Source organism: Inediibacterium massiliense (assembly GCF_001282725.1).
Classification (GTDB): Bacteria; Bacillota; Clostridia; order Peptostreptococcales; family Thermotaleaceae; genus Anaerophilus; species Anaerophilus massiliensis.
The window spans coordinates 1,162,447-1,186,144 of sequence record NZ_LN876587.1 but is presented as its reverse complement, the minus strand read 5'-3'; the positions used below and the strand labels follow the sequence as shown (position 1 = coordinate 1,186,144).

Annotated in this window: 23 protein-coding genes and 1 pseudogene; 20 read left to right on the top strand and 4 right to left on the bottom strand. The window is 28.7% G+C overall.

Features of this window, described 5'->3' with window-relative positions; genetic code table 11:
- The first annotated feature begins 118 nt into the window (after nt 1-118).
- The 4 genes from BN2409_RS14265 (at nt 119) to BN2409_RS14250 (ending at nt 3,533) form a co-directional block, all read left to right on the top strand.
- Nucleotides 119-817 (top strand): response regulator transcription factor, encoded by a 699-nt coding sequence (locus tag BN2409_RS14265; protein WP_053957281.1) that lies wholly within the window; start codon nt 119-121, stop codon nt 815-817.
- Nucleotides 818-1,074: 257 nt separating this feature from the next.
- A complete protein-coding gene (locus tag BN2409_RS14260; protein ID WP_199873045.1) occupies nt 1,075-1,743 on the top strand; it encodes a sensor histidine kinase in 669 nt (222 codons plus the stop codon).
- 133 nt (nt 1,744-1,876) lie between these two features.
- On the top strand, nt 1,877-2,797 hold the full coding sequence (locus tag BN2409_RS14255; protein WP_053957279.1) for an ABC transporter ATP-binding protein: 921 nt from the start codon (nt 1,877-1,879) through the stop codon (nt 2,795-2,797).
- Nucleotides 2,790-3,533 (top strand): ABC transporter permease, encoded by a 744-nt coding sequence (locus BN2409_RS14250; protein WP_053957278.1) that lies wholly within the window; start codon nt 2,790-2,792, stop codon nt 3,531-3,533. Before BN2409_RS14255 ends, BN2409_RS14250 begins: the two co-directional genes overlap by 8 nt.
- Nucleotides 3,534-3,731: 198 nt before the next feature.
- Here the strand turns inward: BN2409_RS14250 and BN2409_RS14245 are convergent, their stop codons facing one another.
- Together BN2409_RS14245 and BN2409_RS14240 are read right to left on the bottom strand one after the other, a co-directional pair.
- Entirely contained in the window at nt 3,732-3,932 is a 201-nt protein-coding gene (locus BN2409_RS14245) for a hypothetical protein (RefSeq protein WP_053957277.1), read from the bottom strand.
- A 603-nt stretch (nt 3,933-4,535) separates the two neighbouring features.
- Entirely contained in the window at nt 4,536-5,231 is a 696-nt protein-coding gene (locus BN2409_RS14240) for a hypothetical protein (RefSeq protein WP_053957276.1), read from the bottom strand.
- A 522-nt stretch (nt 5,232-5,753) separates the two neighbouring features.
- Between BN2409_RS14240 and BN2409_RS16990 the strand changes: the two are divergent.
- The 5 genes and pseudogenes from BN2409_RS16990 to BN2409_RS14220 form a co-directional block, all read left to right on the top strand.
- Nucleotides 5,754-5,849, top strand: a pseudogene (locus tag BN2409_RS16990) (PhnA domain-containing protein); the annotation flags it as partial.
- A gap of 84 nt (nt 5,850-5,933) precedes the next feature.
- Nucleotides 5,934-6,761 carry a MerR family transcriptional regulator gene (locus BN2409_RS14235; protein ID WP_053957275.1) on the top strand — a complete coding sequence of 276 codons (828 nt, stop codon included), beginning with the start codon at nt 5,934-5,936 and terminating at the stop codon, nt 6,759-6,761.
- Between the two features lie 101 nt (nt 6,762-6,862).
- On the top strand, nt 6,863-8,197 hold the full coding sequence (locus BN2409_RS14230) for an MATE family efflux transporter (protein WP_053957274.1): 1,335 nt from the start codon (nt 6,863-6,865) through the stop codon (nt 8,195-8,197).
- 260 nt (nt 8,198-8,457) lie between these two features.
- Nucleotides 8,458-8,718 carry a hypothetical protein gene (locus tag BN2409_RS14225; protein ID WP_053957273.1) on the top strand — a complete coding sequence of 87 codons (261 nt, stop codon included), beginning with the start codon at nt 8,458-8,460 and terminating at the stop codon, nt 8,716-8,718.
- 323 nt (nt 8,719-9,041) lie between these two features.
- On the top strand, nt 9,042-10,835 hold the full coding sequence (locus BN2409_RS14220) for a MutS family DNA mismatch repair protein (RefSeq protein ID WP_053957272.1): 1,794 nt from the start codon (nt 9,042-9,044) through the stop codon (nt 10,833-10,835).
- A gap of 296 nt (nt 10,836-11,131) precedes the next feature.
- On the opposite strand, the gene BN2409_RS14215 is transcribed toward BN2409_RS14220, so the two are convergent.
- The gene (locus tag BN2409_RS14215) at nt 11,132-12,097 is read right to left on the bottom strand and encodes a helix-turn-helix transcriptional regulator (protein WP_053957271.1); all 966 of its coding nucleotides are present in this window, start codon (nt 12,095-12,097) and stop codon (nt 11,132-11,134) included.
- A 533-nt stretch (nt 12,098-12,630) separates the two neighbouring features.
- Here BN2409_RS14215 and BN2409_RS14210 point away from each other — a divergent pair.
- From BN2409_RS14210 to BN2409_RS17345, 5 genes are all read left to right on the top strand, one after another.
- Nucleotides 12,631-13,026: a transcriptional repressor gene (locus BN2409_RS14210; protein WP_053957270.1), complete on the top strand. Its 396-nt coding sequence runs from the start codon at nt 12,631-12,633 to the stop codon at nt 13,024-13,026.
- A gap of 254 nt (nt 13,027-13,280) precedes the next feature.
- Nucleotides 13,281-13,658: a metal-dependent transcriptional regulator gene (locus tag BN2409_RS14205; protein WP_053957269.1), complete on the top strand. Its 378-nt coding sequence runs from the start codon at nt 13,281-13,283 to the stop codon at nt 13,656-13,658.
- Between the two features lie 25 nt (nt 13,659-13,683).
- Nucleotides 13,684-13,968, top strand: coding sequence for a FeoA family protein (locus tag BN2409_RS14200; protein ID WP_330375471.1), 285 nt, complete (start codon nt 13,684-13,686; stop codon nt 13,966-13,968).
- A 152-nt stretch (nt 13,969-14,120) separates the two neighbouring features.
- Entirely contained in the window at nt 14,121-16,121 is a 2,001-nt protein-coding gene (gene feoB / locus BN2409_RS14195) for a ferrous iron transport protein B (protein ID WP_053957268.1), read from the top strand.
- Between the two features lie 9 nt (nt 16,122-16,130).
- Complete coding sequence (locus tag BN2409_RS17345; protein WP_199873044.1) at nt 16,131-16,298, top strand: FeoB-associated Cys-rich membrane protein; 168 nt, start codon at nt 16,131-16,133, stop codon at nt 16,296-16,298.
- 266 nt (nt 16,299-16,564) lie between these two features.
- Here the strand turns inward: BN2409_RS17345 and BN2409_RS14190 are convergent, their stop codons facing one another.
- Entirely contained in the window at nt 16,565-17,518 is a 954-nt protein-coding gene (locus tag BN2409_RS14190) for a helix-turn-helix domain-containing protein (protein ID WP_053957267.1), read from the bottom strand.
- Nucleotides 17,519-17,701: 183 nt separating this feature from the next.
- On the opposite strand from BN2409_RS14190, the gene BN2409_RS14185 reads away from it, so the two are divergent.
- The 6 genes from BN2409_RS14185 (at nt 17,702) to BN2409_RS14160 (ending at nt 23,694) form a co-directional block, all read left to right on the top strand.
- The gene (locus BN2409_RS14185) at nt 17,702-18,313 is read left to right on the top strand and encodes an MptD family putative ECF transporter S component (RefSeq protein WP_053957266.1); all 612 of its coding nucleotides are present in this window, start codon (nt 17,702-17,704) and stop codon (nt 18,311-18,313) included.
- Nucleotides 18,310-19,035 (top strand): energy-coupling factor transporter transmembrane component T, encoded by a 726-nt coding sequence (locus BN2409_RS14180; RefSeq protein WP_053957265.1) that lies wholly within the window; start codon nt 18,310-18,312, stop codon nt 19,033-19,035. The genes BN2409_RS14185 and BN2409_RS14180 overlap by 4 nt, the downstream gene beginning before the upstream one ends.
- Before the next feature lie 13 nt (nt 19,036-19,048).
- Nucleotides 19,049-20,512 carry an ABC transporter ATP-binding protein gene (locus BN2409_RS14175; protein ID WP_053957264.1) on the top strand — a complete coding sequence of 488 codons (1,464 nt, stop codon included), beginning with the start codon at nt 19,049-19,051 and terminating at the stop codon, nt 20,510-20,512.
- Nucleotides 20,513-20,733: 221 nt separating this feature from the next.
- Nucleotides 20,734-21,708, top strand: a complete 975-nt coding sequence (locus BN2409_RS14170) for a helix-turn-helix domain-containing protein (RefSeq protein WP_053957263.1) — start codon at nt 20,734-20,736, stop codon at nt 21,706-21,708.
- A 215-nt stretch (nt 21,709-21,923) separates the two neighbouring features.
- Nucleotides 21,924-22,859, top strand: coding sequence for an ABC transporter permease (locus tag BN2409_RS14165; protein ID WP_053957262.1), 936 nt, complete (start codon nt 21,924-21,926; stop codon nt 22,857-22,859).
- A gap of 25 nt (nt 22,860-22,884) precedes the next feature.
- Entirely contained in the window at nt 22,885-23,694 is an 810-nt protein-coding gene (locus BN2409_RS14160) for an ABC transporter permease (protein ID WP_053957261.1), read from the top strand.
- Nucleotides 23,695-23,698 lie beyond the last annotated feature (4 nt).

Here is a 23,698-nt window from a genome sequence, read left to right as displayed (position 1 = left end):
TGGTGGAATTTTAGAATTAAAGTAGTTAAGTATTGATATTACTAAGTTAAGGATAGTTTTTGTAGTTAAAAACTGTATCGTAAGTTAGGCAAAATATAAATTATGATAAGGATGAAGAATGTTGAATAATGCAAATCTTTTAATAGTTGAGGATGACAAAGAAATTAACTATCTAATTACAAATTATTTGAGAAAAGAAGGATATAATGTTGACTGTAGTTTTGATGGTATAGAGGCCATAAATAAATTTGAGAATAACACATATCAATTAGTCATATTAGATTTAATGTTACCACTTCTTAATGGAGGTGAGGTTCTTTTAAAGATTAGAGAGAAAGCAACAATACCAGTTATTATTTTATCTGCAAAAGATGAGCAAACAGATAAAATATTTGGACTTGAATTAGGAGCAGATGATTATATTACAAAACCTTTTGAGATAGGAGAGGTTATTGCAAGAGTTAAAGCTCAATTAAGAAGATACCTATATTTTGACAATAAAATTAAACAAAAAGAAATATTAGAACATGGAAAACTCAAGTTGAACTTAAATACTTATGAGGTTGAAGTGGGAGAAAAAAATATATCTCTCACTGCAAAAGAATTTGAAATACTGAAGCTTTTAATGACTTATCCTAATAAGGTATTTACCAAATGTCAACTTTTAAGCATTGTTTGGGGGGAAGAATATATTGCTGATCAAAATACAGTAATGGTACATATAAGTCGTCTTAGAAACAAAATTGAAGATAGCTCATCTAGCCCTGAATATATAAAAACGGTTTGGGGGATAGGCTATAAGTTAGGTGAGGTATAATAATGAATATATATTTTTATATTATTTTAATATGTATTTGTTGCATATCAATATTTAGAAATATTTATTTTTCAACTCAAATAAATAGAATTAATAGAACTCTAGAATATATAAAAGATGGTAATTTTAATATGAGATTGCGTTTTTATTCTCATATTAAAGATATACAAAACCTAGGAATCAGTTTAAATTCTATAATAGATCAATTTCAGCGTACTGTTGAAAAAAAAGAATATCTTGAAGAATCAAGGAAAAAAATGATATCAAATATATCACATGATATAAGAACTCCTTTAACTTCAATTCTAGGATATTTAGAAGCTTTAAATAAAGATAAAAATTTAAGTGATGAAGAACGACAATATTTCTTGAGTATAGCGTATGACAAGTCGGAAAAACTATATAAATTACTTGAAGAATTTTTTGAGATATCTAAATTAGAATCAGAAGATATATTGATTAAAGTAGAAAAAATTAACTTAACTAATACAGTTCAAGAAGTATTGGTAGGATTCTATTGGGAATTTATAAATGAAAGTATTGAACCTGTTATAGATATACCAGAAAAAGATTTTTTTGTGTGGGGGGATAGTAAATTAATTGATAGGATATTATCGAATCTATTACTCAATGCTCTCAGATATGGAAAAAAAGGAAAAATAATTGGAATAAAAATAAGAGAGGAAAATGCTATGATATGGGTAGATGTATGGAATGGAGGGGTTGGCATCCCAGAGAAAGATATTCCGTACATATTTGATAGATTATATACTGTAGAACCTTCAAGAAATAAAAGAGTATATGGAAGTGGACTAGGCCTTGCAATAGTTAAAGAACTTGTAGAGAGCTTAAAAGGAGAAATTTCAGTTAATAGCATACCAAATGAAAAAACTACCTTTTCATTTTCATTGCCTTTATATAAATAGCTAATGTAAAGTAAAAACTTTATATTGGCTATTTATATATTTAAGGTATTTGTAAGGTTTTTGTTAAGATTATTTTAAAATACTGCAGTAGTATATAACCTATAAGATTAATTAATGTTAGGAGTAGATAACGATGGAGACTGTATTAAAAACATATAATCTAACAAAAAAATACAAACATCATAAGGCTGTTGATGGTGTAAATATAACTATTGAAAAGGGTGATATTTATGGATTTTTAGGACAAAATGGTGCAGGTAAAACTACCACTATGAGAATGATTATGGGATTAATTAAATCTACCACTGGAGAGATTGAGCTATTCGGTGAAAAGGTAAGCGAAAATAAAAAATATATTTTTGATAGGGTTGGATCTATTATAGAATTTCCTGGTTTTTATGAAAATTTAACGGCAGTAGAAAATCTAAATATTCATAGAAAGCTTATGGGGATTCCAGGTACAAACTGCATAGAAGAATCCTTAGAAACTGTAGGAATACTTGAGGCTAAGAATAGAAAAGCCAAAGAATTCTCTTTAGGAATGAAACAAAGACTAGGTATAGCAAGAGCATTGATTCACAATCCTGAACTTTTGATATTAGATGAACCAACAAATGGATTAGATCCTATGGGTATAAAAGAAATGCGTCAACTTATACTAGAACTTTCACAAAAGAGAAATATAACTGTACTTATATCCAGTCACATTTTAAGTGAAGTACAGCAATTAGCTACAAAAGTAGGTATAATACATAAAGGGAGGCTACTAGAAGAGATAAATTCTGAGGCTTTGAAACAGAAAAATAGACATTATATAGAACTAAAGGTTAATAACGATAGAGATACAACAGTTATTTTAGAGCAGAAATGTAATATAAAAGATTATATAGTTTCAGAGCAAGGGGTTATTAAGATTTATGAAAGGATAACAGAAACTTCAGATATCAATAAAATATTAATACAAAATAATATTGATGTTAAAGAAATATCCATAATGAGGGATAGTCTTGAAGATTATTTTATTGAACTGATAGGGGGAAAGGATAATGAGTAAAATTGCAAGTTTACTAACAGTAATCAATACCGAATTTCTTAAGCTAAGGAAATGTAAAATTTTATGGTGTGTCCCTTTATGCTCTTTGTTACCAGACATACTAATATTTCTTATTTATGCCTTTAATCCAAAGTATCCTATAGTTGTTTGGAAAGAGTACTTTACTAGTGCCATAATGTTGATTAATATATTGTTTGGGATAGGATTTTTTTCTTTACTAACAGGATTTATATACTCAAGAGAGTATCAAGAAAACACTATAAATACTATGTTTACATATCCAATAAGTAGGATGCAATTTTTCATTAGCAAACTTATTGTTATTCTAATGCTCATTATTGTCACAATTATTTCTTCGTTTATTATATTATTACTATTAGGATTAAGTATAAAGCATGAGCCGTTAACTTTTAACATTTTACTCTATTATACTAAAGTATATATATTTATGATTATCATGCACTATGCATTAATTCCTGTAGCGGCATTTTTAGGTATTCATAATAAAAGTATAATACCACCAATTATATTGGGGGTAAGTGCTATGGCTTTTAGTATTATAATAATGAATACTCCGTTTAACACACTGTTTCCTTGGAGCGTTCCAACCATATTAAGTCCTCATGAAAATGGGAGAACATATACTAATTATACTTTAGGAATTGTTACATTATCTACAACCTTTACTGTAGGAACAATATTAAGTATAAAAAGTATAAAGAGAGATGTACAGTAAAAAATATATAGAAACAAGGAAACGTGTTTTTCTTCTTTTCGAGTTAACAGATAGATCAATCTCTTCTGAAAGATTTCAATATATTAATATATTCTACAAAAATAAAAGGAACCCTTTTTGAAATTAGGATTCCTAATAATTTACATATATTGAGTTTTAATATTTTGTCATTATTAATATATACTATAATAGCTTCTTTTATCTCATAATATATAAAATTATAAAACCTATAAAACTCCCTATCACTAAAATAAGTAATTGAATAATACCACTTATTACATCATCGATGTTCCTATAGCCATTAATTCCTGGTATTAGTGGTAAAGAACTATCAATAAAATATCTAACTATATAGTAAAAAATTAATGTTATGATAAAAACTATTAATTCATCATTCATTATACATTCCTCCATTATAAAACATTATTATAAGTACTTTACTATTGACCATTAGTGTAATATCTAAGTTATACTATAACATTATTTGGTAAATGTTTATATAGTTAGGAAGAATCAAAAAGATTATTGATGTACCCTTATTAAAGAGCCATATGCTGTTTATTTTCAATGGGGACTTACATGAACAGAGCATTAAAAGGACTACAATCTCTTATAGATAAAGGGTGTATAGAGTTATATATCGAAAGAACTTTTAATTATTAATAAATCTAGAGGTTCTTTTTGAGTTTCTTATGGAAAAAGGCTATCGAAAAATTAGTTTATGAAAAATCATAACTGTTCCAATAACCAATAGTACTCAGAAAGTTCCTATAGTTATTTATCCAAGAAGATATTTTATATCTTCTATCATGGTTTTAAGGTTTAAACATATTAATGAGTATGATGGAATTATCTCAAAAAATGTACTTAAATTATAAGGTATAAAAAATTCTGTACAGTGTATTTGAAAACTACTATGGGTTGAAGTAATCTTAAAAATTATTTTCTTTATATAGTGTAGTTTTAAAACAATTAATTTCTTGATTATTTTTTTATATCTGTCTATTTTCCTATTTTTTTTATATACTCTTTATCGAATATATCAAATTTTATGTCATTTACATTTATCAATGGCAATTGATTCTTTTGCAAGTATTCTAATAAACGATTATGTAAAATCACTCTTTTAGTGCTTGTGAAGGATAACTCCCAATACTTTTCTTCTGTTATTCCATATGCTTGAATTTGTTTTTCTAAAATTTTCCTTACTTGAGAATCAGCATAAAATGCTTTTTTTGCATTTTCAGTATCTTTTTTTGCATTTTGCTCTACATCAATTCCATATTTTTTAGCTAACCTTTCTTCTTCAATATTCAGTTTCATTGCATTCCAAGCATCATAATAAGGATTTTTTGATCCGTTTGCTTGAAATTTTAAAGCTCTCAATTCTAGTTCCTTAGCAGTTATAGGTTTATCTTCTATCTTTCCAATTATTCGATTGGCCTTATTAGAATGATCTTCATTAATATTTTTGTAAATATGAGCCACTTGAAGTTCAAGTTCATCATTACAATTCGAATCTGAATTAGAATTAGAATAAGTCGTAGTTATTGTCATTATATCAGTAGAAGAGCCTGTTTCTCCAAATTCGCTCTTTCCCTGCTCAGTGTCTGATCCCAAAATAGAATTTGTATAAAGTATTACAAAAACTATAATAGCTATTCCTATACCACCTATTAACAAATATCCTTTTCTCATATGATCCCTCCATTACTTAAAAAATATGGCTCTCTATAAAAAGAGCCATATTACTTGTACATTCATTATTCCATATCTAAATTTCTGTCAAGATTTGCTTGCCCAAAATTTTTATCAATTCTGCCTTGGTATTTTATGATTATTATATCTACAAACAATGCAATTTCTTAGTATTAAAAGGTACAACACAATTATACGCATCCGTCTAATCTAAGTTATTCTTTGTGTATACAAATCTAATATATCATACAATATTGTAATAAAATGTAGAATATGCTGAAAATTGTTAGCATAATATAAAAATTTTAATATATGTGATAATTATTTATTTAGAAAATAAAAAATAAGTAAAAAATACAAAATACACAAAATAAGAAAAATATTCCAAGAGTAGCTAGACTTAAAAGTATAAATTCCATATATCATGTAATGATTCACAGTATTAGTGAAATTGATTTATTTTAAAAAAATAGTGACAAAATAAAATATTTTTCTCTAATAAAGAGATACCAATACAAATATAAGCCACGTTTGATTGATGGCGATCATGATATTGATTGCAAAATTGATGGTTTTGGAGGAATGAAATTAAAATCTCAATTTGCTAAAAAGGCATAAGGCTTTCATGCAACAAAACTAACTATAAATAAAAGCTATTAAAAATGATAGTATACTATATATAGTTAGGAGATGAGGAGAAAAGTGAAAGATAAATTATCAATTGGTGAATTTGCAAGATTAAGAAATATTACGACTGAAACATTAAGACACTATGATCGAATAGGTTTACTTAAGCCTATAAAAGTAGATCCTAAAACTGGATATAGATACTATTCTATTTTACAATATGAACAATTAGGAACTATTAAAGAGCTTCGCCAACTAGGTATGAGTATTGATGAAATTAAGAAGTACTTTAATAATAGAAATTTAAAACAGTCTGTTCATATATTAAAGGATAAACATGATAAACTTATAAAGAAAATAAATGAATTACAAGAATTAGAAAAAAATATAAGTGAAAAAATAAAACACTTAGAAGATATTTCTCAAGTATCAGATTTGGAAGGTATAGTGATTAAAGAAATTGAAGAAAGAGAAATCATTACATTTGATAAATCTATAAAAAATGAAATTGATTTAAGCTATGCATGTCTTGAATTAGAGAATACATTAAAAGAAATAGCACCGATACTTGCAAGTAATCGCTTTGGAGCAATTAGAAAACAAAAAGATATAGCATTGAATAAGTACAAAGAATCAATTGTAATGTTTCTTTTTATTAAAGATAAAGAAAATATTGATGAAAAGCATATTAAAAAGATAGAGAAAGGGACTTATGCTTGCTTGTATGGGAAAGGGAGTATTTGGGATATAGAAGTGCATTTAAAGAAAATGATTGCATATATTGAGAAAGAGGGATATAGCATATGTGGTGATATCCTTCAAATAGATCAAATAGACATTAGTGTTACAGATAAAAGGGATGAAGTATTATTCGAAATACAAATACCTATAAAAAAGCATTGACCTTTGTGCTACACAAAGGTTTATAATGGATTCCATTAGAACAAAACATACTTATTAGATGGTTACAGTATGTTTTGTTATGTTTTTTGGAGGGAGAGTAAATGAGAGAAAATATATTAGGAAAAGAGAAAATATCTAAATTATTTATTAAATATTCAATCCCAGCAATCATCGCTATGGTCATAGCAGGTGCACAAATTATCATAGATGGAATATTTTTAGGGAATTTTGTTGGGCAAAATGCACTGGCTAGCGTAAATATAGTCCAACCATTTATGCAAGTGATAATAGGTTTTAGTATGATCATAAGTGTAGGTTCTTTAAGCTTCATGGGAAGATGTTTGGGAGAAGGTAACAAAGAAGAGGCACAAAATATACTTAAAACAGCATTTGTATTTATTACAATAATCTCTTTAGCTATATTATTAGTTGGAAGGTTATTTAATGGAGAAATTGCAGTATTATTAGGGGCAAATGCAGTATTATTAGAAGGTGTATCAATATATATAGAGACTATATGTATATTTGCGCCACTGATGTCTTGGATGTTTTTATTTGGATTTATTAATAGGGTTGTAGGAAAGCCAGAATTATATTTAAGGGGTATGGTTTTAAGTGTGATTGTAAATATAGGTTTAGATTATATACTTATAAAAGAGTTAAGTTTAGGAATAAGAGGGGCAGCATTTGCTACAGGAACAGCATATGTAGCAGCATTTTTTATAGTAGCACCTCCTATGTTAAGTAAAAATAATATAGTAAATATATTTAGTGGAAAATTTGATCAATCAACTATATTACCGATAGCATATAATGGCTCATCAGAAGGAGTCATTGCAATTTCAGCAGTTACAACTTCATATTTGTTTAATATGACATTCATGAAAATAGCTGGTGAATCTGGTGTTGCAGCATTTACAATTATAAATTATATATCTCAATTTGGAATACTTATAATGTTTGGTATATCAGATGGAATAGGACCTATACTGAGCTATAACTATGGATATAAAAAATATGATCGGTTGAATCATACGTTAAAGTTAGCATCAAAGGTAAATGTAGTTGTTGGGGTAGTCTTATTCTTTATCATATTTGTATTAGGAGAACAATTAATAGGATTATTTACAAATGGCAATGAAGAGATTTTAAATTTAGCAGTAAGAGGAGCTAGAATATATGCATTTTCCTTTTTACTGTGTGGATTTAATATCATTAATTCAGGATATTTTACAGCAATAGGGGATGCGAAAGCATCTATTATAATATCAGCAAGTAGAGGGATTGTATTTATAATTTTAGGAATAAATATACTTCCTATGATGATAGGAATGAACGGAGTATGGCTTACAGTTCCATTTGCTGAATGTATGACATTTATTATAGGTATGTATTTAGTTAAAAAAAATTATACTTTATGTGTAAAAGTAGCTTGAATTTTCAAACTATAAATTATAAAATGGATAACTCTTTATTAGGATTAATTTTTTAAAAGAGTTATCCATTTTATAATGTGTTTTTTTAGCAATGTAAAGAAGAGGGATAGTTACGATATAATAAACAACTATAAGAACACAAACACTACTTCTAATCACATAAAGAGAGGAAGTAGTATTTGTATGCCAAGAGTAGCTAGAATGAAAAGTATAAATTTCATATTAAAAGCACAATAGTAGATAAAAACGAATATTTAATCATGTTATCAGCTTATATTCATAATAATCCAAGAGACGTAGCTAGATTTAAGGGGCGTGTTGAGAAATATTCTTTTTCAGGCTTAAAAGAATACATGAATCAGACTAATGAATATCAAATATTAGATAAGAGTTTTTTGGGAAACATGCTTAAATTATATAATAAAAAGAATTTTAAAAACTACTTAGAATTAGTAAATAAATGTGAGAGTGAAGATGATCATATAAAAAGTTTTATACAAGGACTGATTAAGACAGCATAAAATTTAATAAATTTTATAAAAGGGGTTATTTGTTATGGCCAAATATAGAAAGATCTTCTAATAATTAATAAAACTAGAAGTTTTTTTGAATTTGCTATGGGAGATGACTAGAGAAAATTAGTTTATGAAAAATTATAACTGTCCCATAGGCCATAAGTCTACTGTATATACTGTAGAAAGAAATAAAAAGGATAAAGGAAAATCTTGGAGAAACTAGTATTGTAGTAGTAGAATATGGTCAAAGAAAATACTTATAATAAAAATAAGTAGGTTAGAAAACAAACCCATATTATTATTTTAAAGATTAAAGGAGGTGAGAATTTATGGGTTCAAGGAAGATATATGAAAAAAGAGTCAGATATTACGGAAGGTTATTAGACAAGCTATCAAAAAACATAACTTGTATTAGTACTCTAAGAATATTAGTGGTAGGAGCTATAATTGCTACTGTAAGTTTTACAAACAGCCTGGAAAGCTATCTGATTTCTTGGGGAATATCTTTGTTTTGGATTATATTGTTTGTTTACCTTGTTTGTAGGCATAGAAGACTTAAGGAAACATATAAATATGTATCTATTCTTAAACAAGTAAATGTTGATTCAATCATGAGACTAGAGGGCAGATGGACAGAGTTTAACGATAAGGGAGATGACTTTCAAGATGAAGATCATAATTTTTCTTATGATCTTGATATTTTAGGACAAGGATCTCTCTTTCAATGGATTAATTCAGCGAGTACTTATATGGGAAGAACTAGGCTTGCGGATATATTGACTTACCCATATAGTGATAAAGAGACAATCCTTAAAAGACAGAAAGCAATCAGTGAGTTATCTACTAAAAGATGGTGGAGACATAAACTTCAGGCAGAAGCAAAGATGTTTACAGAAAAAAACATAAACATTGAAGTTTTTATAAATTGGGCCAAAGATAGACATTCATTATATACGAATTCTTGGATGATTGTAGTCTTTCGAGTATTACCACTTCTTACAGTTAGTACTTTCCTGCTAGCATTTGTAGGCCATAGCATCATCAAAGGGATTCCAATATTTTTTATAATATTTCAGCTTATGCTATTGTTAATTAATATAAAAAAGCGGAATAGAGATTTTGCCTTGGTATATAAATACCAAAAAAGTATCAAGGTATACAGAAGTATATTAAGACACTTTGAAAAAATGAGTTTTCAGTCTGAATACCTTAGGGAATTAAGCATGAGTCTAGGCAATAATAAAGGATTATCAGCAATGAAGCAACTAAAAAGATTAGAAGTATTAGTGGATAGGATTGAAAATCGAAATAATCTTTTATTTTTTCCAATTAATATGATTTCTCTCTGGGATTATCAATGCTTAATTGAACTAGAACGCTGGAAAAGTGAATGTGGATTAATACTTGAGGAATGGTTACAAAAAATAGGGGAAATTGAAGCCTTATCTAGTTTAGGGATCATAGCATATGATTATCCAAACTGGGCAATTCCTAAAATCACAGAAGAGTCTTCGATGCTTCAAGCCAAGAAAATAGGACATCCTTTACTTACAAATAGACAGGTTTGTAATGATGTAAATATACAAGATCCTTTTCGAATATTATTAATAACTGGGTCTAATATGTCTGGAAAGAGCACTTTTCTGAGGACAGTCGGAATCAATTTGATCCTTGCCTATGTAGGGGCACCAGTCTGTGCAAGTTACATGAGATGTTCAATTTTTAGTATTCATACGTGTATGAGAATAAGTGATAATCTTGAGAAAGGGATATCCTCTTTCTATGGAGAACTATTGAGGATTAAAGAAATTGTAAAGGCAACTAAGGAAGATACACAAGTATTTTTCTTACTGGATGAAATATTTAAAGGGACAAACTCCTATGATCGACATATAGGTGCAAAAAAGCTAATTAAAAAATTACAGCATAATGGAGCTATAGGTCTTGTATCAACCCATGATCTTGAGTTAGGTATCCTAGAACAGGAAAATACAATTAAAAATTACCATTTTCAAGAATATTATAAGGATGGTCAGATTTGTTTTGATTACAAACTAAGACCAGGTATTTCTACTACAAGGAATGCATTACATCTCATGAAGATAATAGGGATAGAAGAATAGTTGCAATGAAAAAATATATCTCTGGTACACTAATTAAGAATTAGAAATGAGGTTTCTTTTATAAAAGGCTTTGTACAAGGATTGATTATGACTGTATAAAATTAAATAAATTTTATAAAAGGGGTTATTTGTTATGCCCCAATAGAGAAAGAACTTCTAAGTATTAATAAATCTAGAAGTTCTTTTTGAGTTTACTATTAAAGATAGCTATAGAAAATTGGCAAGTGTGTACTTACTTAATATTCTATTTGATTTCTTCATTAGCGTCTGTATAGTGGATAGGAAGTCAATTTTATTTACTTCCGCACGGGTCTGATATACTTAAAAAACTGTTCCGGATTATAATAAAAGTAAATTATTTTACCGGGGGAAGTATCAAAGCAGTAACCAGTACCTGCAAAATCAAAAGTTGCCATTGCCTTTTCAATCTTTTCCTCCACACTACGATTTTCCTGGTCATAATCGAATGGGCCATGTTCAAAAACAATATACTCGGCTTCAGGAACATCAATCATAAGCATTTGTGGTGGTACTTCGCTTTTATAATCAAAAGGAAGTCGTACACCATAACACTCTGTACGTGGAATACCCCAATCGCAGAGTCTGCCGTCCGGGTCATTAATGTACGCCATAATCTGACCGCTGCCGCCGTTAGATTCGCTCCCACCATCATCATCCAATTTGCCCTTGATACTATCGAGTAAGCCGCAAATTGTTTCGCAGTCCTGTCCCGGAATAAGATTTTGCTTTTGCCAAAAATCCCAATACCCATTACTCTCATAGTTTTTAATGTGCAAAAATTTGTGTGCGGGAATGGTTACAAAATAAATTTTAACATCATCTGTAGATTTCATCATACCAATCTCTCCCAATCCTAAAAAGTAGCGATCAAAAGGGTTTATTTTTGTACGAAGAACGACAGGCTTAGGCTTTTTTCGGTATTTACTTGGAGTTACACCATATATTCCCTTGAAAGCTCTGGTAAAAGCTTCATGTGATGAAAAACCATAATTAAAAGCAATATCTAAAAGGCTTTTTTCACTATCCCGAACCTCTTTTAGTGCAAAGGCTAATTTTCTATGCCGCAGATACTCCCTAAATTGCATACCCAATATTTCTTTGAATTTTTTCGTTGTATAAAATTCGGAATAACCCAGTCTGCGAGAAAGAAAGCGTAGTGTCAAGGCTTCGTTATTATAATTTTTAATACATTTGTCAATTTCATCAACGATTATTTGAATTTGTTTCTGCCACTCGTACATTCGTCTATTCACCTCGTTTCAATCACCCTACATGTATTATAAAGAAATAGAGAGATTACTGCTTGATTTTACTTGCTGTTATTTCATATGATTGAATTTGTTTTTCTAAAACTTTCCTTACTTGAGAATCAGCATAAAATGCTTTTTTGCATCTTACTCTACATCAATTCCTTCTTGGTACTTTATGATTATTATATCTGCAAATAAGGCAATTTTTTAGTATTAAAATGTACAACACAATTATACACATCCGTCTAATATAAGCTATTTTTTGTGTACACAAATCTAATATATCATATAATATTATAGAAAAATATGAAATATTATGAAATTTATTAATGGAACATTAGATAATAGTTTCTTAGGAAATATGCTTAAATTATATAATCAAAAAATTTTTAAATTTATTTTACAGAAAAAGAATATTATGATAATATAAATGATAATGAGTATCGTTAATGTTGATGTAATAAAACCGATACACTGAGGCATCTTAGCATCTGTGACTATGGTAGGAGAGGGACATCATAAACATGAAAGTGGAAAATAAGTTATCTAGAAATCAGTTAGTCATTTATCAAATATTTCAAGAAAACATATGCAAAAACTTAAATATAAAAGAAATTATGGCATTGATCCATGAAAAAAATAAAAAGATTAGCCAAAGAACTGTATATAGAGTGCTAGACACTTTAATGAATATAGGCAAAATATATTGTAGCTATATGCATAAGGGAATGAGAAGTTTTAAATTAGTTGAAAACAATCATTGTTTATTGATTTGCAAAGAATGTAAAAGAATAAAGGTAGTTCATATGGGAAATCAGTATAGATTAGATCAAATCTATATAAAAAATAAAAACATTAAGATTATTGGCGGTTGGATAAACTTTTATGGACTCTGTAGAAAATGCATAGAAAAAATATGAAAGCTATTGACGATTGTAATCAATTAGTATACAATATCATTGAAACTGATAATCACAATCAAATGATGAGTATAAACAAATGGAAAAAATACATATTGATAGATATATTGTATTGAAATAATCTTACAAATATGGAAAAATCAATAATTTGTTGACAAAGCTACTCAACAAGTATAGAATACATTTGTTAACTAAGGTTAACTTTATAAATTTCTTGTAATATCAGATTATATATATCATATATGGGAGGAAAAATGAAGTACAATGAATCAGTTGAAATGTATTTAGAAACCATCTATATATTGGACAAGGAGCATGGCCATGCTCATGTAGTGGATATTGCTGAAGCTTTGGGAGTGTCAAAAGCAAGCGTGTCAAAAGCTATGAAGCAGCTCAAAGATCAAGAATTGATATATAAGGAAACTTATGGAAGTATTACACTTACGCAAAAGGGTAGAGAGATTTCTGAACAAGTGTATTATAATCACAAGTTGATTGCTGATTTTCTGGAGCATTCCCTTGGATTGGTACCAGCTGAAGCATCTGAGAATGCTTGTAAGATGGAACATATTGTAAGTGACAGCCTGCTTCGTGCAATAGAAGCATACTTTAAAAAATGTGATAAAGATTAAAAAGTGATATATATAGGAGGTATATATGGTTAGTAATGTAATAAGTAGAGGGATGACTGGAAATTATGAAGTTAAAGAGGTTAAGGGTGATTTGATGAAAAAATTATCAGAAGGAACAGTAGATGTAGAATATACAATAAAAAGGATTGAAACGGATGATGAGGAGCTAAAGAGTTTCTTATTTACGTTAGGCTGTTACGAAGGTGAAAAATTAACCGTAATATCCGCATTGGGTGAAAACTATGTTATATCTGTAAAAGATGCAAGATACAGTATTAATTTAGAATTAGCAGAAGCAATTATTATATAATTTTTTATTGAAAGCTATAGGAATATAGCTTTTCAATTGGCCATGAAGTTAACTAAGGTTAACTTTGATATTCGATCTCATATATAATAAATTATTAATTTATACTTATTTTAATCTAGCCATGCTGATAAATAATATTTAGGAGGGAAATTATGAAAATAGCATTAACAGGCAATCCTAACAGTGGTAAAACAACCATGTTTAATTCCATAACAGGTAAGATTGAACGTGTTGGTAACTGGGCTGGTGTTACCATTGAGAAAAAAGAAGGAGATATTAAAAAGAATTTGAACAAGACTGGAGTAGAGATTACAGCAGTCGATCTTCCAGGGGCATATTCTATGTCACCATTTACATCTGAGGAATCAATTACTCGTGACTTTGTTAAAAACGAAAATCCAGATGTAATCATCAATATTGTTGATGCAACAAACTTAAGTAGAAGTTTATTTTTTACAACACAACTTTTGGAGTTAGGTATTCCAGTAGTTGTAGCTCTTAACAAGAGTGACTTAAATGAAAAAAAGCAAACAGCCATTAATGTAACTGCATTAAGTAAAGCTTTAGGATGTCCAGTTATTAAAACCGTGTCAACAAAATCAAGCAACAATGGATTAGAAGCGCTAATTTCAAAAGCTGTAGAAGTTAAAGGGAAAGGTCAAACAGCTCCATATAATAGTAAGGGAGTTGACTTTACAAATGCTAAAGAGGTAGAAATCTCTGATAAAAAGCGTTATGATTTTGTTAAGGGTATTGTTTCCAAGGTTGAAGACCGTAAGGTAAGTAGTAATCGTCAAACAAAGCAAGATGCTGCTGATAGAATATTAGCGCATAAATGGTTAGGACTTCCAATATTTGCTTTGGTTATGTGGGCTGTATTCTCCATATCACAAGAATCTGTAGGACCATTAGTGGCAAATACATTAGTTGGTTGGATTGATGGAATAAATGCATGGGCAGCAGGTATACTGGGAGAAAATGTATCTCCAATTCTTAGTGCACTATTATTAGATGGTATTATTGGTGGTGTGGGTGCTGTAGTTGGATTCTTACCACTGATCATGGTATTATTTTTCTTATTAGCTTTACTTGAAGATTGTGGTTACATGGCACGTGTTGCTGTAATAATGGATCGTTTCTTCAATCGTGTAGGTTTATCAGGTAAATCAATTATCCCTATGATTATCGGGATTGGTTGTGGTATTCCTGGGATTATGGCAACTAGAACAATCAAAAATGAAAGGCAAAGGAGAACAACTGCAATGTTGACTCCATTTATGCCTTGTGGTGCAAAGCTACCAGTTATCGCATTATTTGCTGGTGTGTTCTTTAATGATGCAGCATGGGTTGGGACAACAATGTACTTTGTAGGTATAGCGATCATTGTTCTTGCTGCTATGGTGGTACTAAGAATTACTGGTGAGAAAAATGCAAAATCATTTTTCATTATGGAGTTACCAGAATATAGATTTCCAAGTATCAAAAGAGCTACAATTTCAATGTTCTCAAGAGCTAAAGCATTTATTGTTAAAGCAGGTACAATTATACTTCTTTGCAACGCAGGAGTGCAAGTTATGCAAACATTCAACTGGCAATTTAAAGTTGTTGCTGAAGGAGCAGAAAATACAAGTATCTTAGCTAGTATTGCATCACCATTTGCCGTTTTATTAATTCCATTAGGATTTGGTGTATGGCAGCTTGCAGCAGCAGCTATTACTGGTTTTATCGCGAAAGAAAATGTTGTTGGTACTTTAGCAGTAGTTTATTCTATTACAAATTTCATTGATACAGAAGAATTTGCATTAGTATCAGGAGGATCAGATGTTGCAAGTGCTATGGGATTAACTTCAGTAGCTGCATTATCATATCTTATGTTTAACTTATTTACTCCGCCATGCTTTGCAGCTATTGGTGCAATGAACTCAGAAATGGAAGATAAAACATGGCTTTGGGGCAGTATTGCATTCCAGTTTGGAATGGGTTATGTGGTAGCATTCTTAGTTTATCAAATTGGTACATTAGTAACAACTGGTGCTTTAGGAGCTGGCTTTATCCCTGGACTTATTTTTGTTGTAGCATTGGTAGCATATGTTGTTCACCTTGTGAAAAAAGGTGACCAAAAAGCACAACAAAAGTTAATAGCGAGAGCATAGAATAAAATTATGAAAAATATAATTGTTGGATTAGTCATATTATCAATAATTGGTTTATCTATTGCAAAGGTCATTAGGGAAAAGCGAAAAGGTACCAAATGCATTGGTTGTCCACTTAGTGGATCTGATAAGAAAAAAAGCAATTGTAGTTGCAATACAGAAAAATTAGATCAATAATATTTAAAAACCTGAGGGAAGTTTCCCTTAGGTTTTTTGTTGTATAAAGAAAACCAGCTGTTATTGAAGCGATCCCTATCAAATAGAAAGTGGAAATAATAAAAATCTTTATATTGTCAATTACATTTTGTGGTTGGTGATATTTCTATGCAACCTTACTGTTCAGATACTCTCTGTATTTTAGTGGTTTCATAAAGTTTAGATGTTTCTGATATCTATGGTTATTGTAATAATCAAGGTACTTGTCCCCATAATTCTTATAAATTTTATATATAATGTCTATATTCAATGGGACATAAACCAGTGCTTTTTTTAAAAAGTTCTGAAAATCTACTAGCGCTTTTATAACCTACAATTTTAGAAATTTGACCTATTGTCAAATCGGTATTTGTTAAAAGATGCTCAGCTTGGCTCATACGACGATGCTGTATATATTCAGTAGCAGTACATTTATATAGTTCTTTGAAGGATTTTTTGAATTTAGTAGTCCCCATGCAAGCCATTTCACACAATTTAGATAAAGGTAATTCATTAGCATAATGATCATTAATATATGAAGCTACACTTTGTAAATGGTCTATATCTATTTGAGAAAGATTGGAATAAGTTTTTTTATGGGGCTTATATCTTTCGTATATAAGTGCCATTGCTTCTGAAACTTTGCCATCATAAAATAATTTAGCAGAAATACCATTACCTTTATAATTTAATATTTGATGTAGTAACAAGACCATTTCTGGAAAATGGGTTGTTTCATTAATGTTTATTAAAGCTGAGCGAGGATTTATATACTCATCTGAAAATTTATTTGATAAAAATTCGTCACAATATTTGGGCATAAATTCTATTCCTATAGATTTTATAGGAATGTTTTTATGTAATAATGCTTTATATCTGGTTTTATTACACCAGTAACTTTTAACACATCCTGCATGTAAGGGAGAATAAGGATTTAATTCTTCACCAGAAATAGATTCGTAATAAGAAATACTAAAATACTCAGGAAGTAAACTTTCAAAATAAAAATCTTCATGAAAATAAAAATCATGAATTACTATAGAGAAAAGATTTTCATGAATATAAATCCAATAATAACCTGATCCAATAGCAGGGTTTAATTCATAACAAGTTCCAATAGAATTATATTTTTTACAGTTATTACATTTATGAAAACCGTTCTTTAAAAGCAAAGATTCATGAATATTTAATTGTTGATTCATTTTCAGCCTCCTTTGCCACGATTGGACTCTAATATATCGTGAATAGACGAATGATAATAATATGCATTCTCAATACTGCCGTTATAATATATACTATATACTAAAAATAGGTTTTATAAAATGTCAATTACAAGATAGGTATAGAACTAGATTCACTAACTCAATATTTTAGGGGGAATACTTATGTCAAAACAATTAAGCAAGGCAAATAAATTAACTGTGAAGGATATGGTAACCACAGGGATTTTCTCTACAATTTTTACAGTATTTATGCTTTTAGGAGGAGTATTTTTTGCAACCAATCCTGTTTTAACTTTTCTTATGCCATTAGGTGCAGCATTACTTCCAGGTCCAGTGTATTTACTTTTATCTGCAAAAGTTCCAAAGAAAGGTGGTATCACAATTTTAGGAATTTTAGTGGGAATTTTTATGTTTATAACGGGTATGCACTGGAGCATGGCTGTTGGGTTTATGGTTTTAGGAATTATTTCAGATCGTATTACAGCAAGTGGAAAATATAAAAATTTCAAATTTACAATAATAGGATATTCATTATTTATGTTAGCGAATACAACATCATATGCCATGTTTTTTTTAGATCAAAAGAATTATTTGGCTTATATGCAAAAGAACAGTACAGCAAATCCAGCGTATTTTGATACAATGGTTTCAACTGGTCAGAGCTGGATGTTGCCAGCTATTATTATAGGTACAATTATTTGTGCTGTGATAAGTGGTTTAATAGGTAAAAGATTATTAAGAAAGCAGTTTAGAAAAGCCGGAATAGTGTCATGATCAATTATATTACAGTAGAAAACAAAGGGGAAAAAGGTATTTTGAAAATTGATCCTCGAACAAAGATTATTTTAATGATATTAGGAAATGTGTCAATATTTCTTGCATCTAGTATTCAAATAAAAATGGGTCTTATAATTTTTTATTTAATTTTTGGCTTTTTATGTGGTGCATATAAGTCTCCAATAAAGATATCATTTGGATATTTTTGTCTTATTTTAGTAGAATATCTGGCTGGAAAATATTTAAGAGGAACATTGGCGCTTATGATAATGACATTTTCACAATTCGTAAAGATGATATTACCATGTGCATTATTAGCAAGTATTATGATTTCTACAACAAAAGTTAGTGAATTTATGGGAGCTCTCAACAAGATGGGAGTATCCAAAAAAATTATTATTCCATTAACAGTTATGATTAGGTATTTTCCAGTAGTATTTGAGGATTGGAAGAATATAAAAGATTCAATGAGAATGAGAGATGTAAGTCCTACATTTTGGGGATTCTTAAAAAATCCATCAGATACTATTGAATGTATATATGTTCCGATGCTTATGTCAGCTTCTAAAGTATCAGATGAACTATCAGCAGCAGCTATAACAAGAGCAATTGAAAATCCAAATCCAAGAACATGTATGGTAAAAATGAAAATGAGATTTTGTGATTATTTATCTATTAGTTTAATGGTGATAGTTATTGTTTTAGAAGTATTAATGTAGGGAGATGGATTTTGTGATTAATTTTAAAAATGTTTCATTTACGTATAAAGGAAAGGAAGAACCTTCTATAAAAAATATTAATCTTACAATAAAGGAAGGCCAATGTATAGTTTTATGTGGAAGAAGTGGTTGTGGAAAAACAAGTAATACACGTCTTTTAAATGGCCTTATACCAGATTTTTATCCAGGAGATTTAAGTGGAGTTGTAGAGATTGATGGTAAATTAATTTCAAATCTTCCAATTTATAAAATATCAGAAAAAGTAGGGTCTGTATTTCAAAATCCTAATACTCAATTTTTTAATACAGATACAGATAGTGAAATTGCTTTTGGTATTGAAAATCTTTCGGTTTCAGAAGAAAAATTAAGACCAATTGTAGATAAGGTATTTTATGATTTTAAAATAGAAAAATTAAGAAATAGAAGTATTTTTGAGTTATCAGGAGGAGAAAAGCAAAAAATAGCCTTTGCTTCTATTTATGCTATGAATCCAGATATTTATGTTTTAGATGAACCATCTTCTAATCTAGATAGTGATGCAATTAATGATTTAAAAGCCATATTAACCTTTTTAAAAAGTAAAGGAAAAACAATTATTATAACAGAGCATCGATTATATTATTTAAAGGATTTAGCAGATAATATTTGTTATATAGAAAAGGGAGAAATAAAGTCTATATATTCTCCGGAAAATTTTTTAAAACTTTCTGTTAAAGAAAGAGAAAATAAAGGATTAAGAGCATTAGATCTAAGCAAAATTGAACCAATAAAAAAAGAACAATTAGAAAAAAATAACTATTTAACAATAAAAAATATGATTTTAAGATATGGGAAAAAACAGATTATTAAAAAAGGTTTTGATATAACTGCATCTAAAGGTGAATGTATAGGTATTATAGGTCATAATGGAGCAGGAAAAACAACATTTTCAAAAGCTTTATGTGGATTACACAAAGACTATGATGGGAAAATTATTATAAATGATAAAGAACTTACAGATAAACAGCGTCTAAAAAAGTGTTATTTAGTTATGCAGGATGTTAATTATCAGCTTTTTGCAGAAAAAGTTGAAGAAGAATGTTGTTTTGGAATAAAAAATTTTAATAGAGAAGAAGTGTTTCAAGTACTTAAATCTTTAGGACTTTATGAATATAAAGATCATCATCCAAACACCTTGTCAGGAGGTCAAAAACAAAGGCTTGCTGTTGCAACAAGTATTGTAAGTAAAAGAAAAATTTTAATATTTGATGAACCAACAAGTGGATTAGACTATGATAGTATGATTAGAGTTTCAAAACTTATAGATGAACTGAGAAAAAACGGAAAAGTTATATTTTTAGTTACTCATGATTATGAATTTATTTGTAAGACTTGTACTAGAATATTGCATTTCGATAAAGGTACATTAATGGAGGACTATTTTTTATCAGATGAAGAAGGAAAAGGTAAATTAAAAAAATTTTTTATTCAACAATAGAACTGTAAGTTTGCTTTAGAATATGTTTTGAATTGCTGGATCAGTGCTTTATTTTTTGTAAAAAATTCAATGTTGGAGTTTTTTACCCCAACATTTATTATACAATTGAAAAAATGAGAACTTGACAGAATCAGAATAAACATATACAATATCATAAATGATAATCATTATCGTTGGTTACGTTGTATGAATATGCAATTTAACTGGAGGATGAAGTTTATATGAATGATATAAAAAAGGAATCTTTTATTAGTAAGCTTACAAAGGAAGAAAAAACTATCAAAGATAAGACTGTATATCAGATACTACCTGAATATGGGAAAGGGAAAATCATTACGTATAAAATTGTACCAGGAATGTATTTGACCTGGAGTGATTTTATATTAGAAGATGTAATCCAAAAGAAAACAAATGGCAAATGTTTGAATTCTTTTATTGAAATAGATTATTGCTTAGATGGCGAATATATATGGAAAATAAAAGACAATCATTCAGGAAATATAACTGGAGGAGAAAGTTTACACTATGGAGGAAATAGTATATTTGCGAAAATTGATTTTAAAGGAAAAAAATATCAAAGCATTAATATATTTTGCTATTTAAATGAACTTAAGAATTCAGTAGAGCAAATATATGGAGTTTCAAAAGATAGAATAGAGAGTTATTATGAGAAACTTTTTCAGCAAGAAAAATATTTAATAGCAAAAAATCAACATAAGACCATGTGTATATTAAATGAAATATACAAACTTATAAAATATGATTATGTAGATTTAATTAAGGTTAAAGCCATTGAACTTTTCCTTATGGAGATTTATGGATATAACAATTATGAAACACAGGAAAAAAGATATTATACAAAAGTACAAATGGATAAAGTTAAAAGAATAAAAAATATAATTGAAGATAATTACAATAAAAAGCTGACCATAAAAGATTTGTCAAGAATGGCGAATATAAATACAACAGATTTAAAAAGGTGTTTTAAAGATATGTTTGGACATTCCATATACGCATATAAAAGAAAATATAGAATGAAAAAGGCGATACAATTACTTCTTGAAACAGATTATAAGATTTATGAAATTGTTCACATAATAGGATATAATGATGCGGGACAATTTGCAAAAATGTTTAAGGAAATTCAAGGTATGACACCAACTGAATATAGAGAGAATATAAAAAATTATGTATAGACTCTAAAAATAGCTAACATTAAAAAGTTGGCTATTTTTTTATCTTTTAATAAAGTATATAAATGTAAAATATGAAAATTTTTTATTGAATTTCTATTTTAACTATATCTCGTCCATTCTACCATTGCAATTTAATAGTAAAATAGTAGAATAAATTTTAGTTAGTATTACCTAATTTATCCATTATATTCATTAAAAATAGAAAGGAGTAAAAATTGATTAAATATATATTAAAAAAGGTTATCAGCAAAATATTTATATTATTCATAGTAACTATAATGGTATTTATTTTAGCAAATATATCCCAAGTTGATCCTGCTGAAAGTTATGCAAGAAGAACTAGTGTATTAGTGACAGATCAGCAAATTGAAGAAGTGAGAGAAGAATTAGGGCTAAATGATCCTATAATCATACAATATAAAAATTGGTTAAACAATATAATACATTATGATTTTGGAAAATCTCTTATTACAGGTAATAAGATATCTGATGATATAAAACCTATTATAGGACCAACCTTTTTACTTGTAATAACAGCTACTATATTTGCTTTAATAGTAGGTATTTTCATAGGAGCATTTTGTGCCATATATAAAGATGGAGTGTTTGATAGGATAATACGTTTTATAACATTATTCGGAATATCTGTACCTGGTTTTTGGATAGGGTTTTTATTAGTATGCTTATTTGCTATAAAGTTAAATGTAATACCCGTTGTTAGCAAGATAAATTTCAAATGTTTAATATTACCTTCTATAACAATGGCTATTGGGCCTGCAAGTCAATATATAAGATTAATAAGGAATAATATTTTAGATAATATGAATAAAGACTATGTACTTTATTCTAGAGCGAGAGGGTTGCCTAAAAGAATAGTTATATATAAACATGTTCTTAAAAATGCAATTCAACCTTTAATTCCTATATTTTTTCAAAATTTTGCTAATTTCATTATAAGTTCTGCCATTGTTGAGTCTGTTTTTACATGGCCAGGTATGGGATTATATATGATAAGGGCAGTGATATGTCGCGATTTTAAGGTGGTAGCTTTTTATGTTTTATTGTCAGCAGTAATTTTTAGTATTTGCAGCGTTATTTCAGATGTAGTGAATGTTAAGCTTAATAAGCAACTGATGAAAGATAAAGGGTAAGAAAAATAGAAAGGAATACTATAGTATGGTTTTAAAGAAGTCTGTAAATAAAAAAATAATTATTGGAAGTATCATGATAGGAATCATTGTTATTATTAGTATTTTTTCAGGAATATTGGTACCTAATGATCCTAATATAAATAACTTAAGCTATCGATTTGAAAACTTCAGTAAAGAATACCCTTTTGGAACAGATCAATTTGGAAGATGTATATTATCAAGACTTATTTATGGTGGATACAATACATTTTCAGTTGTATTCGTAGTTATGGGAATTTCAGCTCTTATTAGTATAATAATGGGTATTATAGCAGGGTATTATGGTGGGCTACTAGATAAAATTCTTACAGGATTATTTGATATATTCATGTCATTTCCTCCGTTTATTTATGTAATGGCGTTAATTGGAGTAATGGGAGGAAATAAAATGACTTTAATATCGTCACTTGTTTTAGGCTCATGGGCATTTTTTACAAGAACCATCAGAACTCAGGTTAAAATTGAAAATAGTAAACTTTATATTCAATCTTCTAAAATATGTGGTTCATCTGATTTTAAGATTATAACAAAACATATATTGCCTAATATTATCCCCAATATAATAGTGTTTTTTAGTCTTCAAATAAGTGGATTAATATTAGCTGTCTCTGGATTTTCTTTTATAGGATTAGGACTACAAAGTGATATTCCAGAATGGGGGAATATGATAGCAGAAGCTAGGGAATATATTTTTTTAGATATGAAGATGATGATTTATCCAGGAGTATGTATCTTTTTTACAGTGTTTGCATTTAACCTGTTAGCTGAAGGGATAAGAGAACGATATGAAATATAAGTAT

Bases quoted from the DNA above. Each gene is read 5' to 3' on its own strand.
- BN2409_RS14265 (WP_053957281.1), top strand. From the start codon at position 119: ATGTTGAATAATGCAAATCTTTTAATAGTTGAGGATGACAAAGAAATT.
- BN2409_RS14260 (WP_199873045.1), top strand. From the start codon at position 1,075: ATGATATCAAATATATCACATGATATAAGAACTCCTTTAACTTCAATT.
- BN2409_RS14255 (WP_053957279.1), top strand. From the start codon at position 1,877: ATGGAGACTGTATTAAAAACATATAATCTAACAAAAAAATACAAACAT.
- BN2409_RS14250 (WP_053957278.1), top strand. From the start codon at position 2,790: ATGAGTAAAATTGCAAGTTTACTAACAGTAATCAATACCGAATTTCTT.
- BN2409_RS14245 (WP_053957277.1), bottom strand. From the start codon at position 3,932: ATGAATGATGAATTAATAGTTTTTATCATAACATTAATTTTTTACTAT.
- BN2409_RS14240 (WP_053957276.1), bottom strand. From the start codon at position 5,231: ATGAGAAAAGGATATTTGTTAATAGGTGGTATAGGAATAGCTATTATA.
- BN2409_RS14230 (WP_053957274.1), top strand. From the start codon at position 6,863: ATGAGAGAAAATATATTAGGAAAAGAGAAAATATCTAAATTATTTATT.
- BN2409_RS14225 (WP_053957273.1), top strand. From the start codon at position 8,458: ATGTTATCAGCTTATATTCATAATAATCCAAGAGACGTAGCTAGATTT.
- BN2409_RS14220 (WP_053957272.1), top strand. From the start codon at position 9,042: ATGGGTTCAAGGAAGATATATGAAAAAAGAGTCAGATATTACGGAAGG.
- BN2409_RS14215 (WP_053957271.1), bottom strand. From the start codon at position 12,097: ATGTACGAGTGGCAGAAACAAATTCAAATAATCGTTGATGAAATTGAC.
- BN2409_RS14210 (WP_053957270.1), top strand. From the start codon at position 12,631: ATGAAAGTGGAAAATAAGTTATCTAGAAATCAGTTAGTCATTTATCAA.
- BN2409_RS14205 (WP_053957269.1), top strand. From the start codon at position 13,281: ATGAAGTACAATGAATCAGTTGAAATGTATTTAGAAACCATCTATATA.
- BN2409_RS14200 (WP_330375471.1), top strand. From the start codon at position 13,684: ATGGTTAGTAATGTAATAAGTAGAGGGATGACTGGAAATTATGAAGTT.
- feoB (WP_053957268.1), top strand. From the start codon at position 14,121: ATGAAAATAGCATTAACAGGCAATCCTAACAGTGGTAAAACAACCATG.
- BN2409_RS17345 (WP_199873044.1), top strand. From the start codon at position 16,131: ATGAAAAATATAATTGTTGGATTAGTCATATTATCAATAATTGGTTTA.
- BN2409_RS14190 (WP_053957267.1), bottom strand. From the start codon at position 17,518: ATGAATCAACAATTAAATATTCATGAATCTTTGCTTTTAAAGAACGGT.
- BN2409_RS14185 (WP_053957266.1), top strand. From the start codon at position 17,702: ATGTCAAAACAATTAAGCAAGGCAAATAAATTAACTGTGAAGGATATG.
- BN2409_RS14180 (WP_053957265.1), top strand. From the start codon at position 18,310: ATGATCAATTATATTACAGTAGAAAACAAAGGGGAAAAAGGTATTTTG.
- BN2409_RS14170 (WP_053957263.1), top strand. From the start codon at position 20,734: ATGAATGATATAAAAAAGGAATCTTTTATTAGTAAGCTTACAAAGGAA.
- BN2409_RS14160 (WP_053957261.1), top strand. From the start codon at position 22,885: ATGGTTTTAAAGAAGTCTGTAAATAAAAAAATAATTATTGGAAGTATC.